The 12,948-nt window shown below is 71.5% G+C and carries 9 protein-coding genes; 6 read left to right on the forward strand and 3 right to left on the reverse strand.

The window, feature by feature from the left end:
- The first annotated feature begins 7 nt into the window (after positions 1–7).
- Genes DEI94_RS05110 through opgC form a run of 4 tightly spaced genes read left to right on the forward strand, consistent with a single transcriptional unit; the run spans position 8 to position 5,277 of the window.
- Positions 8–1,996, forward strand: a complete 1,989-nt coding sequence (locus tag DEI94_RS05110; protein ID WP_111027400.1) for a glycosyltransferase family 2 protein — start codon at positions 8–10, stop codon at positions 1,994–1,996.
- Positions 1,993–2,325 (forward strand): STAS domain-containing protein, encoded by a 333-nt coding sequence (locus tag DEI94_RS05115; RefSeq protein WP_111027376.1) that lies wholly within the window; start codon positions 1,993–1,995, stop codon positions 2,323–2,325. The genes DEI94_RS05110 and DEI94_RS05115 overlap by 4 nt, the downstream gene beginning before the upstream one ends.
- On the forward strand, positions 2,318–2,761 hold the full coding sequence (locus tag DEI94_RS05120) for an ATP-binding protein (RefSeq protein WP_111027377.1): 444 nt from the start codon (positions 2,318–2,320) through the stop codon (positions 2,759–2,761). The genes DEI94_RS05115 and DEI94_RS05120 overlap by 8 nt, the downstream gene beginning before the upstream one ends.
- Positions 2,758–5,277 carry an OpgC domain-containing protein gene (opgC, locus tag DEI94_RS05125; RefSeq protein WP_146249538.1) on the forward strand — a complete coding sequence of 840 codons (2,520 nt, stop codon included), beginning with the start codon at positions 2,758–2,760 and terminating at the stop codon, positions 5,275–5,277. The genes DEI94_RS05120 and opgC overlap by 4 nt, the downstream gene beginning before the upstream one ends.
- A gap of 3 nt (positions 5,278–5,280) precedes the next feature.
- On the opposite strand, the gene DEI94_RS05130 is transcribed toward opgC, so the two are convergent.
- Entirely contained in the window at positions 5,281–6,846 is a 1,566-nt protein-coding gene (locus tag DEI94_RS05130; RefSeq protein ID WP_111027379.1) for a long-chain-fatty-acid--CoA ligase, read from the reverse strand.
- A 338-nt stretch (positions 6,847–7,184) separates the two neighbouring features.
- Here DEI94_RS05130 and DEI94_RS05135 point away from each other — a divergent pair, with 338 nt between their 5' ends.
- A complete protein-coding gene (locus DEI94_RS05135) occupies positions 7,185–8,234 on the forward strand; it encodes a zinc-binding alcohol dehydrogenase family protein (RefSeq protein ID WP_111011462.1) in 1,050 nt (349 codons plus the stop codon).
- A gap of 100 nt (positions 8,235–8,334) precedes the next feature.
- Here the strand turns inward: DEI94_RS05135 and DEI94_RS05140 are convergent, their stop codons facing one another.
- Positions 8,335–10,065: an HAD family acid phosphatase gene (locus DEI94_RS05140; protein ID WP_258378059.1), complete on the reverse strand. Its 1,731-nt coding sequence runs from the start codon at positions 10,063–10,065 to the stop codon at positions 8,335–8,337.
- A 149-nt stretch (positions 10,066–10,214) separates the two neighbouring features.
- Here DEI94_RS05140 and DEI94_RS05145 point away from each other — a divergent pair, with 149 nt between their 5' ends.
- The gene (locus DEI94_RS05145; RefSeq protein ID WP_111027380.1) at positions 10,215–11,321 is read left to right on the forward strand and encodes a hypothetical protein; all 1,107 of its coding nucleotides are present in this window, start codon (positions 10,215–10,217) and stop codon (positions 11,319–11,321) included.
- A 57-nt stretch (positions 11,322–11,378) separates the two neighbouring features.
- Here DEI94_RS05145 and DEI94_RS05150 read toward each other — a convergent pair whose 3' ends face one another.
- Positions 11,379–12,938 carry a hypothetical protein gene (locus tag DEI94_RS05150; protein WP_111027381.1) on the reverse strand — a complete coding sequence of 520 codons (1,560 nt, stop codon included), beginning with the start codon at positions 12,936–12,938 and terminating at the stop codon, positions 11,379–11,381.
- Between the last annotated feature and the right edge of the window lie 10 nt (positions 12,939–12,948).

Below are 12,948 nucleotides of genomic sequence, written 5' to 3' on the forward strand. Positions count from 1 at the left end.
CCTCGAGATGACCCGCCGGGACCGGCGGCTCCTCGAGCACACGACCTCGCGTCGGAGGCTCGTCACCATCCGGGTCGTCGTCGTCCTCGCGGCGCTCGCCGGGGCGGACTACGTCGGATGGCGCTGGGTCGCCTCCGTCAACTGGCACTCGTGGTGGATCGCCGTGCCGCTCATCCTCGCCGAGACCTACAGCGTCATCGACTCGCTCCTGTTCGCGTTCGGCGCCTGGCGGATCCGCGAACGCGGCGAACCACCGGCCCCACCCGCCGAGGACGTCACGGTCGACGTCTTCATCACGACGTACAACGAACCCGTCGAGCTCGTGATGCGCACGGCGCTCGCCGCGGTGGCGATCCGGCACCCGCACACGACGTGGATCCTCGACGACGGCGCGCGGCCGGAGATCCGCGAGGCCGCCGAGGCCGCGGGCATCGGCGTGATCACCCGGTCGTCGGACTGGATCGACCGGCCGCGGCACGCCAAGGCCGGCAACCTCAACAACGCGCTGCTGGCGACCGAGGGGGAGTTCCTCCTGATCCTCGACGCCGACCAGGTGCCCGACCCGCGCATCCTCGACCGCACCCTCGGGTACTTCAAGGAACCGCGGATGGCGCTCGTGCAGACGCCGCAGTGGTTCGAGAACGTGCCCGAGTCCGACGTGCTCGGCAGCCAGGCGCCGCTCTTCTACGGACCGATCCAGCAGTCGAAGGACGGCTGGAACGCCGCCTTCTTCTGCGGGTCGAACGCGATCCTCCGCCGGGAGGCCCTGATGCAGTTGGGCGTGTCCCGGTACGTCGACGAGGTCGAACAGGGCGTGCACCGCGCGATCCGCACCTCGCGCCGGTTGCTCGCACGGGCACGGGAGGAGGCCGAGGGCCAGCCGCGCGTGCTGCAGGCGCTCGACGAGGCCGGGGCGATCGTCGACCGCGCGCGCGCCGAGCTCGCGAACGGCGACGGCATCGCCGACGTGACCTACCGGTTCCAGCGCGGCATCGACGCGATCGCGTTCCGGTTCGCCGGCGCCGACCTCGCCGCCATGCGTCAGGACCTGGCGGAGCTCGCCGCGCTGTCCGTGGAGGCCGACACCTTCGCCGCCATCGACGACTCCGCGCTCGACCTGCTCGCCCAGCGCGACGCGTCGCCGATCGTCGCGATCGAGGCGATCTCGCTCCTCGTCGGCGCACTCGACGTCAGCCGCGGGGACGAGGCCCAGGCGATCATGCCGCTGGCGACGATCTCGGTGACCGAGGACATGGCGACCGCGATGCGCCTGCACGGACTGGGATGGCGGTCGGCCTACCACGACGAGCTCCTCGCCCGCGGGCTCGCACCCGAGGACCTGCCGACGATGCTGACGCAGCGGCTCCGCTGGGCGCAGGGCACGATGCAGGTGTTCTTCCGTGAGAACCCGCTCGTGCAGCGCGGCCTGTCGTTCGCGCAGCGCCTCATGTACTTCTCGACGATGTGGAGCTACCTCTCCGGGTTCGCGGCGGTCGTGTACATCGCCGCGCCGGTGCTCTGCCTGGCGTTCGGGGTGATCCCGGTCCAGGCGTACAGCGTCGACTTCTTCGCCCGGCTCATCCCGTTCCTCGTCCTCAACCAGGTGCTGTTCTGGGTGGTCGCCGCGGGTCGGCCGACGTGGCGCGGGCAGCAGTACTCGCTCGCGCTGTTCCCGGTGTGGATCGAGTCGGTGACGTCCGCGTTCCGTAACGTGTACCTCGGGCAGCCGCTCGGGTTCCGCGTGACCCCGAAGACGAAACAGGAGTTCACGGGCCACCGGTGGGACCTCGTGCGGCCGCAACTCGTCGCCATGGGGTGCCTCGTCGCCGCGCTCGTGCTCGTCGCCGTCCGCTACGCATCGGGCCAGGCGCACGGGATCGCCCCGCTCATCAACTCGGCATGGGTCGTCTTCGACCTCGCGATCTTCAGCATCGTCATCCGGGCCGTTCGCTACACGGGGCCCGAGGCGCTCCGGGACAAGGAAGAGGCAGCATGATCACCGTGGACGTGGAACCCGTCGAGGGCGGCGTCGTCCTGACGCCGAAGGGCCGGCTGACGGTCGCGTCGGCACCCAAGCTCCGTGCGGTCGCGACCGAGCGGCTCGAGGCGGGGGACCAGATGCTCGTCGTCGACCTGTCCGGCACGACGTTCGTCGACTCGTCCGGGCTCGGCGCGCTCGTGTCCCTGCTCAAGTCCGCGCGACAGGCGGGCGGCGACCTCCGGCTCGTGGCGCCGTCCGAGCAGGTGTCGATGGTGCTCCGCCTGACGAACCTGGACCGGATCCTCCAGCCCCGCGCGACGGTCGAGGACGCCCTCCGTGACTGAGCAGCCCGCCCCGACCGCCGATGGTCGACGCGTCCACATCGACGTGCCCGCGACCCTCGAGAGCATCGAGACCCTGCAGGACGCGTTCGACCGCTGGTGGAGCGACCTCGGCGACGACGCCGCGATCGCCACGCGGTTCTCGTTCGAGACGGCGATCGTCGAGATCGCCGCGAACATCGTCGAGCACTCGCGGCGCAGCGACGCCGAGGTCGGCGGCCGCCGGTACACCCTCGACCTCAACGCGACGGACGAGGTCCTCACCGCCGAGTTCCAGGACAACGGACTGCCCGCCGACATCGACCTCGCGGCCGTCACCATGGCCGACGTCGAGGACGAGAGCGGTCGCGGCCTGGCGTTGGCGCTCGCCAGCCTCGAGCGGCTCGACTACCGCCACGAACACGGTCGCAACATCTGGACGCTCGTGTGTCGACGATGAAGCAGCGCACGGCGCGCGCGGTCGCACTGGTGATCGCGATCGTCGTGCTCGTGCTCGGGGGGACCGCACCGGTCGCGTCGGCGGCCACCCGGTCGACGCCCGCGGGCGTCACCGCCTCGGGGACGCCACGCGGGTCCGGCACCTGGTTCGGCCCGGACCTCGACTGGGCGAACGACGCTCCGGACGGCTACGCTGGCCGACTCGGCGCGACGCCGTCGATGTACGGCATCGACGTCGACTACCCGGTGGACGCGCGCGCCGCCGAGCAGTGGCGGACCGCGGCGCGCCAGGCCGCCGCGCAGGGCGCCGTCCTCGTGGTGAGCTTCGAACCGAGGACCTCCCTGGCACGACTGGACGCGGCCGACGCCCGGCGCGCCGACGGACTCCTGGAACAGGTCCGGAAGCAGTACGGCACGGAGCAGCTCGTCCGGTTCGCGCCCGAGATGAACGGCACCTGGGTCCGGTGGGGGCAGCAGCCGACCGAGTTCGTCAGCGCCTTCCGGCAGCTCGCACGCGTCGTCCACGCGGGGACGTCGAAGGCCCGCATGGTCTGGTCACCCTCCTACGGCTCCGGCTACCCCTTCGGTGAGGCCGCCGGTCGCCTCGCCTCGGCGAACGCGATGGACATCGCGGCACTCGACACGAACCACGACGACCGCCTGACCGAGGCGGACGACCCGTACGCTCCGTACTGGCCGGGCAGCGCCTCGGTCGACTGGGTCGGTCTGTCCATGTTCTTCTTCGGCAAGGGCAAGGCGACCGCGGCGGCCGGCCGGGCGGTGTCGCTCTCGCAGAACGCGGCACCCGTCGCGGGCGAGGTCGACCGACGCTTCGACGAGTCCTGGGGGTACACCCAGCCCCAGGACCGCACCTTCTACCAGCGGTTCGCGGTCGGGGAGCACCGGCCGCTGCTGCTCGACACCGGCGCGCTGGACGTCCACTCGCTCGGCGGGGCCGCCGAGCTGACGGTCAAGCAGGGCTGGTGGCGCCAGGTCATCGCCGCGTTGCCGAGCCACCCGCTCGTCCGGGGCGTCACCTGGCTCGAGGCCGACCGCGAGGAACCCGAGGCGGGCAACCGGGTCGCGGACTGGCGGGACACCGCGGTCCGGGGGATCGCCGGGTCGTTCCGGACCGACCTGCAGGACGCCGGACGCTTCGTGTTCGGACCCGTCACGGACCGCGTCACCGCCCAGCAGGGCAGCGCGGCGACGAACCAGCAGCTCGAGACCGGCGGCGACCAGATGGCCTGGATCGTCGCGTGCGCGGTCGTGCTCGCGCTGACGTTCCTGCTGTCCGGGCTCGTCGGTCGGCTCGCGCCGTCCTGGCGGTACGACGACGACGGCAAGCCCGGGCGCGACCTCCGGATCGACCTGTTCCGCGGGTTCATCATCCTCGCGGTCGTGATCACGCACGTCGAGCTCGCCGGGCCCTACTCGTACCTCACCCTGCACGCGATCGGCGCGATCACGGGCGCCGAGATGTTCGTGTTCCTCAGCGGACTCGTGCTCGGCATGGTCTACCCGCTGGGCGTCGCGCGGTTCGGCGAGTGGGCCTCGGCGGTGAACGCGTGGCGGCGCGCCCGGAAGCAGTACCTCGTCACGCTCGGGGTGATCCTGGTCGTCTTCGCGCTGAGCTTCGTGCCGTTCCTCAAGGCGTCGGCGATCACGACGTTCACGGACCGGGGCACGGGCACCGGCGGGGTCGGCGCGGAAGGCCGCGTCTACGACCTCTACCCGAACGCCATGCGGCTGCTCGACTACCCGCCGCCCTGGTACGCCGTCCGGCAGTTCCTGCTGCTCGAGATGGGCCCGTGGCCGTTCAACATCATGGGGCTCTTCGTGGTGCTCAGCATCGCGATCCCGGTGCTCATGTGGATCATCCGGCGCCGTGCGTGGTGGGCGCTGCTCGTCCTCAGCTGGGCGCTCTACGTGCTCGATGCCGTGCGCCCCGACCTGTCGCCGCTGCCGTCGCAGTTCGAGGCCGTGTTCCCGCTCTTCACCTGGCAGGTGGTGTTCACCCACGGGCTCGTGCTCGGGTACTACCGCCGGCGGATCGTGGCCGCGCTGACGAGCCGTGTCGGCAAGCTGCTCATGGCGATCGGTGTCGTCGGGTACGCCGGGTTCCTCGTCTACGTGTGGGCGGGGCACGTCGCCGGATTCGCCCCCGTGCCGTTCCCCGCGGGGATGTACGACGAGCTGTACAACACGGCGTACCAGCGCGTCGACCTGCAGTGGGGCCGGCTCGTCGACATCGCGTTCTTCGCGGTCGTGTCGTACGCGGTGCTCACCGTGTTCTGGAAGCCGATCAACGCCGCGATCGGGTGGCTGTGGATCCCGCTCGGGCAGGCGAGCCTCTACGTGTTCGTGTGGCAGGTGTTCTTCGTGCTGCTCATCGCGTCGATCCCCGGCCTCGACCCGTCGAACGTCCTCGAGGGCACGCTCATCCACACCGCGATGATCCTGCTCAGCTGGTACATGGTGCGGAAGCGGTTCCTGTTCGCGGTCATCCCGCGGTAGCCGTCAGGCGGAGTACGTCGCCGACAGCGCGCGCCGGAGCACCTTGCCGCTCGGCCCGAGCGGCAGGGAGTCGACGACGTGGAACACCCGCGGGTACTTGAACGCGGCCACGCGCGTGCGCATGAACGCGTCGATGGCGGCGACGTCGGCGTCCGGGTCGCGGAGCACGACCGCCGCGTGGACCTCTTGTCCGTGCACGTCGTGGTGCACCCCGAACACCGCCGCCGACGTGACGTCCTCGTGCCGGTGGAGCACCGACTCGACCTCGGACGGGTACACGTTGTAGCCGTTCCGGATGATCATGTCCTTCTTGCGGTCGACGATCGTCACGTAGCCGTCAGCGCTCATCGTGCCGATGTCGCCCGTGCGGAGCCACCCGTCGCACATGGCCGCGGCCGTGGCCTCGGGCTGACCGAGGTAGCCGGTGAACAGGTTGTGTCCGCGCACGACGAGCTCGCCGGTCTCGCCCGGGGCGACGGGCACGACGCGGTCCTCGACGTCCGCGTCCGCGATGACGACGTCGACGCCCCAGATGGGCAGTCCGACGCTCCCGGCACGGCTCGGGACGCCCTTCGGGTTCACGGCGATGACAGGCGAGGTCTCGGTCATGCCGTAGCCCTCCTGGATCGGTGCGCGGAACGTCGCCTCGAACCGCTCGAGCACGGCCTCCGGCAGCGCGGAACCGCCGGAGATGCAGAAGCGCAGCGGTGGCCGTTCCGTGGTGTCGCGGGCGGCCTCGAGCAGGGCGATGAACATCGTCGGCACGCCGTCGAACGCCGTCACGCGGTGCCGGACGCACAGGTCGAGCGCCGTCGCCGCATCGAAGCGTGGCAGCAGCACGATCGTCGCGCCCCGGCGGAGCGAGGTGTTCATGACGACCGTCTGCCCGAACGTGTGGAACAGCGGCAGGCCGCCGAACACGACGTCCTCCTGTCGCAGGTCGAACAGGTCGATGAGCGACACGTTCACCTGCTCCATGAGCGCGAAGTGCGAGCCGACGGCACCCTTCGGCGTCCCCGTCGTGCCGCTCGTGTACAGGACCGTCGCCGGTTCGAGCGGGTTCACCGCGACGTACTCGTCGATCGGGTCTGCACCGCCCTCGAACTCGGCCAACGTGACGTCCGCCCCGACCTCCGCTGCCGACACGGCCCCGACCGCCACGACGAACGCGCCGACGTCGCGGGCCGCCGGTCCGGCCTGCGGCAGGATCGACGCCGACGCGACGAGCACCCGGGCCTCCGAGTCCCGGAGGACGTGGGTGATCTCGTCGCGCTTGAAGAGCAGGTGCACGGGCACGACGACCGCGCCCATGGCGAGGACCGCGAAGTACACGCACGGGAACTCCGTGATGTTCGGGAGCATGACGGCGACGCGGTCGCCGGGTCGGACGCCCTGCGCCCGCAGCGCACCCGCGATCGCCCGGACCCGTTCCCACAGGTCCGCGTACGTCAGGGTCTCGGTACCGCCGTCCGGGAGGGCCGTGATCAGGGCCGCCTTCGACCGCTGCCGCCGCGCTCCCTCGGCCGCGATCGCCGCGACGTTCATCGTCCCGAGTCCGGGATCGGGCATGGTCTCCTCCTCATCGCGGTGCGCGTCGACGGCCCCTCCCAGGGGCGCAGGACGGCTGCGGCCATCGACGGTGTCCCGACTCCGCGTTCCGGGAGATGGTTGGTCCTCCGGTGGCCGGCGTGGCGATGCCCTGTGCTCATCCTGCCAGCCGCGTCCGTCGCGCGACCATCCCGCGAACGGGAGGCGTCGGACCGGCCGACCCGTGCCTCCCGGACGCGGCGCTGCAGACGGGCCCGGGCCCGCGGGTCCCGATCGCATCGACGACGCACCATTGACGACACGGAGTGTCATGGTGCAGAGTGATGACATTGCGTGTCGTCAAGTGGAGGAGCTGACTCATGGTGGAGAACGAGGCCGTCTGGCTGCGGAGTCCGGTCGGGCGGTTGCGGATCGGCCCCGCGCCGATGCCCACCCCTGGCCCGGGTGAGATCGTCGTGCGCGTGCGTGCCGTCGCCGTGAACCCGGTCGACGCGATGTCCGGCCTCGCGCGTCCGTTCGTGACGCCGTGGCTGCGGTACCCGGCGGTACTCGGCTCGGACGTCGCCGGCGAGGTCGTCGCCGTCGGACCGGACGTGCGGCGGTTCGCGGTCGGGGCGCGCGTGCTCGGTTCCGCCGCGGGGCAGGAGCGACACCGGAACGCCGCTGCCGAGGGCGCCTTCCAACGATTCGTCCTGCTGCAGGAGCGCAACTGTGCCCCGGTGCCGGCGTCGATGCCGCTCGAGGACGCCGCGGTGCTGCCGCTCGCGCTGACGACCGCGGCGGCCGGCCTGTACGAGCCGGACCAGCTCGGCCTGGCCGGGCCCACCCTGGACCCCGAGCCGCGTCGAGCAGTCGTCCTGGTGTGGGGTGCGTCGACGAGCGTCGGGTGCAACGCCATCCAGCTCGCGCGGGCCTCCGGGTACGACGTCCTCGGGACCGCGTCCGACCGGAACCACGATCTCGTGCGCGGACTCGGCGCCGAGCAGGTGTTCGACTACCACGACCCGGACGCCGAGCGGCGGATCACCGACGCGATCGGCGACCGGCCGCTCGCGGGAACGATCGCGATCGGCGCGGGCTCGCTCACCCGGACCCTCCGCGTCGTCCGCGCCAGCGCGGGGAGTCGACGCCTCGCTTCGGCCTACCCCACCCCGGCGACGCGACTCCGTGCGCGGTCCGCACGGCGCGAGGGCATGACCGTCTCCGCGATCTGGGGTGGAACGCCCTTGGTCAGCCAGGTGGGTCCGCTCGTCTACGAGGCGTTCCTGCCGCAGGCCCTGGCGACGGGCCGCTACGTCGCCGCTCCGGAGCGGGAGGTCGTGGGGCACGGGATCGCTGCTGTCCCCGAGGCGCTCGCCCGGCTGCGGCGTGGTGTCTCGGCGCGGAAACTCGTCGTCACCCTCGACTGAGCGCGCGCTCCTGGCGCTCCGCGCGCGGCCCGACCCATGACGAACGGGAGGCGGCGAGCCGTCGTGCTCACCGCCTCCCGTCATCGGGACCCGCCGGAGGTCAGGGCAGGTAGTACGTCGGGTTCGGCAGCTTCACCGACCGGTCGGCCGAGCCGCCGATGAGGTCGCTGTACTGGTCGCCCCAGTTGCTGACGATGTCGTACCGGCCGCCCGCAGCCGACTCGATGTGGGCGCGCGTCTGCGACTTGTACTCGATCGTCGTGCAGGACGCGGCCGCGCAGTGCACGTACGGCGGCTGCTGCGAGGCACCGACGCCGGTCCACTTCGTGTAGTAGGTCCGGTTGCCGTGCTGCGTCGCGGCGAACTCGGGGTACCCGACCTTCCGCAGGTTCGCGATCGTCGCTGCCTGCTGGCCCTCGTTCCGGCCCGTCAGCCCGATGACCGTGCAACCGGCTGCGCGGGCGACCGCGACGAGCGAGGTCATCGACGGCGTCGCCGGGAACCGCTGGCCCTGCACCCAGACGTCCTGCTCGGCGGGCGAGAACGTGAAGTGCATGTCCGCGACCTCCATGTCGTACGTCCACAGGGTCGTGTCGTCGGCGTCGAGGACGATCGCGGGGTTGCGGTGCCGGGCCCTCGCGATCGCGCACTGCGCCACCACGACCGGCGCCTGTCGCGCGACGATCGACCGCACCTCGCGGATGTAGGGGCTGTCGGACTTGTTCGCGATGCCCGTGCCCGGGTCGCCGTAGTACGTCGCGATCGTCTTCTTGACGGAGTCGATGTTCGGGATGCCCTCGCCGCCCTGCGTCGCGCCCGATGAGCCGTCGGGCGCCATCGTGAAGTGCGTCCGGGGCGCCAGCCAGGGCTCCGAGACCCCCGGCAGGTCCGCCGAGGGGAGGAAGTAGGTGGGGTTCGGGAGCTTGAGGGTGTGCTCGGCGTACCCGCCCTGCAGGTCGGAGTACTGGTCGCCCACGTTGAGCGTGATCGTGTAGCCGAGGTCCTGCTCGATGTGCTTGCGCGTCCCCGCCTTGAACTCGACCGTCGTGCACGTCGCGACGCACGTGACGTACGAGGGCTGCTGGGAGGCGCCGACGCCGGTCCACTTCGTGAAGAAGTCGTCGGACGTGAATCCGTCGTACCCGTCCTTCGACAGGTTGGCGAGGGTCGCGGCCTTCTGGTCGTCGTTGCGGCCCGTGACGCCGAAGATCGTGTAGCCGATCGCCGCCGCCCGGTTCACGAACGACACCATCGACGGGGTCGCGGGGAACCGCTCGCCCTGCACCCAGACGTCCTGCTCGGCGGGCGAGAACGTGAAGTGCATGTCCCCGACCTCCATGTCGTACGTGAACAGCGTCGTGTCGTCGCTGTCGAGCACGATGGCCGGCTTCTCGCCCGCGGCCACCGCGGCGTCGTACTGGCGCTGGAGCTGGCCGCTCTCCCGCCGCACGATGGCGGCCATCTCGCGGATGTAGGGGCTGTCGGTCTTGTCGGCGATGCCCGTGCCCGGGTCGCCGTAGTAGGTCGCGATCGTCTTCTTGACGGAATCGATGTTCGGGATGCCCTCGCCACCCTGGGTCGCGCCCGAGGAGCCGTCGGGCGCCATCGTGAACTGCGTCCGTGGTGCGAGTGCCCGGTCGACGCCACTGCCGACCCCGCCCTGACGGTGGTCCGGCGTGATCGTCGTGGTGTGGTGCCCGACGACGGGCGACGCGGTCGCGGCCCCGGCGCCCAGGAGTGTCGACCCGAGCACGAGGCCGGCGGTCGTCACCCCCACGACGGCGAGTCGGACGGCGGTGGTGGAGCTGCTGATCCCCTGATGTCTGCGCAACTGGTTCTACCGTTCTCGTGGATGCACCCCGTTCGGGGGTGTGCTCGGCACGATACCTGGGGATCGGCACAGGAACGAGCATGAATTCGCCGAGGCGACGAACGGTTCCGTGCCTGAGGATCCGTCAAGGTGGCGTTCCACCCGATCGCGTGGCAGAGCAGGATGACGACGGCGGCGCCGACCCGACGGCGCTGCCGGGAGGCAGGACCATGCGCATCCTCGCGTACATCCTCAGCGTGCTCGTGTCGACGGTGCTCAGCATCGGCGGAGCACTGCTCGTGGCGATCCAGCTGCGGGGCGGCCCCGACGGTCTCGTCGTGGCGGCCGGCACGGGCGTCGCCCTCATCGTGTACGGTCCGCTGCTCCTCGGGTCGTGGAACACGTTCTGGGATCGACGGTCCTCGCCCGACGCTGGTCGGTACCTGCGTCGGGTGGGCGTCGTCGTGCTCGCGGTCGACCTCGCCGCGGTCGGCCTGCTCGTCGTCGCGACGGTGGTCGCGGGCGGACCCGTGTGGGTGCCCGTGCTCGTCGCGCTCGTGACCGCGCTGCTGCTCGTCGTCGCGAGACCGCTCGGTGACCGCCTCCGGCGCGCCGAGCGCCCACTGGCGTCGCCCTACCGGTGGCAACCCGTGGAGCCCGGTCTGATCCGTCGGAAGCTCCTGATCGTGTCGGTGGTGTTCGCTGGCATGGTGGTCCTCGCGTCGGCGTGGGTCGTCGTCGAAGCGGTCCTCGGGCGCGAGCGTGGTCTCGACCTCGCGACGACGGGACTCCTCGGGGCGGAGATGACGTTCATGGTCCCGGCGATCGTGATGGTCGTCCTGGTCGTGCCGCTCCAGCGCCGGTTGCGGGATGCGGCGGGCCGCGATCTCGCACGCCTCCGGCAGTTCAACAAGGTCGTCCTCCGTGGGAAGGCCCTCGACCTCTCGGCGGCGGACCAACGGGCTGCGGCGCGGTACGCCTCGACGGTCCCGACGGTCCTCGGGCTGCAGATCGGGTACTTCGCGCTGTTGTACGCCGGGATCGCCTGCAACGAGTTGTCGTTGACCCTCGACGGGATGACGCGGCTCGGCATCCTCTACCTCGGGGTCCTGGTCGTCGGGGCCGCGGTCGCCATCCCCGCGGCGGTCGTGCGGATGCGTCGCGCTCGCGCCTACGCCGTCGCGCACGCCGACCTCCTCGACGACCACGGCGGTGACGACGGGGTCGCGGCCTCGAACGTCGTCTCGGTCGCCCCGCCGGCGAGCGCTGGCATGTGACGGGCGGGAGGCCGTCCACCGTCGTGCGCAGCGCCTCCCGTTCGTCGTTCCTGCTGCTCAGCCGCGGGGCGTCGGGGACGGCGTCGCGGTCGGCACGGCCGACGACTCCGCCCGCTTGGCGAGCTCGTTCAGCGCCGCCTGCGCCAGGTCCCGGAGCTGCTGCGGCGTCAGCTTCGACAGGTCGGGGGAGCCGGCCGATCCGGAGGCTCCGCTCGAGCCCGAGGCACCGGTCCCGCCGTCCGTCCCCGCGGACTCCGTGCCCGATCGGGTCACGACGTCGCCGTTCGCGTCGTACAGCGTGGCCGCGCCCGCAGCGTCGATGACCGCGCGGTAGACGACGCCCTGGGACTGCCCGATGGAGGCGACCCACTGGTTGCGTGCACCCGGCACGATCTCGAAGATCTTGAGCCCGCTCGCCCAGTCGGGCAGGTAGCTGTAGGTGGTCTTGATGGTCGAGGCCACCGACGAGTTCGCCTGCCGCGCGGACCCCTTCTCGTACTCGTAGACCGTGATCGGGTTCCGGCTGCCGGCGTGACCGACCGAGGCGTCGACGACGGAGAGCGCGACGACCGAGGACGACGACCCGGGCGGGGTGAGCGGGGTGACGTACGTGGCGTGGTCGTCGCTCGCGCGGCGCAGTCCGAGCTCGGACGGGTTGAACGAGTCGGGGTTGTCCGAGTCGTCCGACGTGTCCTCGTACCCGGAGCGGTGGAACCAGTAGTCGCCGAACGACCCGAGCGCGCGCAGGGCCGTCCGCTGTCGCTTCGCCAGGGACTGCGGGTACGCGGGGCCGGGGAGGTCGGCGGCCCCGGTCACGATACGGACGTGCCCGGTGCGCCCGTCGTACAGGGCGTCGCCGGCGAAGTCGTACGACGTGTCCCAGAACCCGTGCACCTGGGTCAGCGGCACGACGACCTCGGGGGTGCGGCCGTCGCAGTACCCGTACACGTCGGTCGGGTCGAACCCGACGGTCGGCGGGGTCGCGGCGTCGATCGCGCGGGTGAGGGAGTTCGTCGGCAGGGAGCCGCCGACGCGGAGCCGTGCCGTGCGCGTGAAGTCGCACGTCGTCACCTGGTCGGGCTCGGTCTGCCCGAAGAGGGGCATGTCCTGCACCTGGACGCTCTCGTAGCCGGCGAGGAACCCGCGACGCTGCACGAGCGCGTCCCACAGTCCGTGGCCGCGCTGGTCGGTGAGCGACTTGACCGGCAGCGCCGTGCCCGTCGTGTCGCCGAGGTTCTTGGTCGACGAGGTCGCGGCGACGTCGTACGGGGAACGTTCGGCGAAGCTCGGTGCCGGGTGGTCGACGGTCCGGACGTCGGCGACGTACAACCGGTCGACGTCGTACGCGTGCCGGACCCAGGCGACCACGGAGCCGGCGAAGACGAGCACGAGCGCGGCCGCGAGCACGGCCCGGAGCGACGGCCCGACGCGGAGTCCCACGAGCACGAGCGCGGCCAGCACCGCGAGGGGGATGAGGACGAACGCACCGGCGACACCCGTGCGCACCACGCCGTGTGCGACCTGCGGACCCCACAGCCAGGCGATCAGGGCGACGACGGCGATCCCGACCGCGGCGGCCGTGATGCGGGGACCGGTCAGGGGCGGCAGGAAGCGCATCCGACGATCA

Origin of the sequence: Curtobacterium sp. MCBD17_040 (assembly GCF_003234805.2) — a bacterium.
Taxonomy (GTDB): Bacteria; Actinomycetota; Actinomycetes; order Actinomycetales; family Microbacteriaceae; genus Curtobacterium.

Bases quoted from the DNA above. Each gene is read 5' to 3' on its own strand.
- DEI94_RS05110 (WP_111027400.1), top strand. From the start codon at position 8: ATGACCCGCCGGGACCGGCGGCTCCTCGAGCACACGACCTCGCGTCGG.
- DEI94_RS05115 (WP_111027376.1), top strand. From the start codon at position 1,993: ATGATCACCGTGGACGTGGAACCCGTCGAGGGCGGCGTCGTCCTGACG.
- opgC (WP_146249538.1), top strand. From the start codon at position 2,758: ATGAAGCAGCGCACGGCGCGCGCGGTCGCACTGGTGATCGCGATCGTC.
- DEI94_RS05130 (WP_111027379.1), bottom strand. From the start codon at position 6,846: ATGCCCGATCCCGGACTCGGGACGATGAACGTCGCGGCGATCGCGGCC.
- DEI94_RS05135 (WP_111011462.1), top strand. From the start codon at position 7,185: ATGGTGGAGAACGAGGCCGTCTGGCTGCGGAGTCCGGTCGGGCGGTTG.
- DEI94_RS05150 (WP_111027381.1), bottom strand. From the start codon at position 12,938: ATGCGCTTCCTGCCGCCCCTGACCGGTCCCCGCATCACGGCCGCCGCG.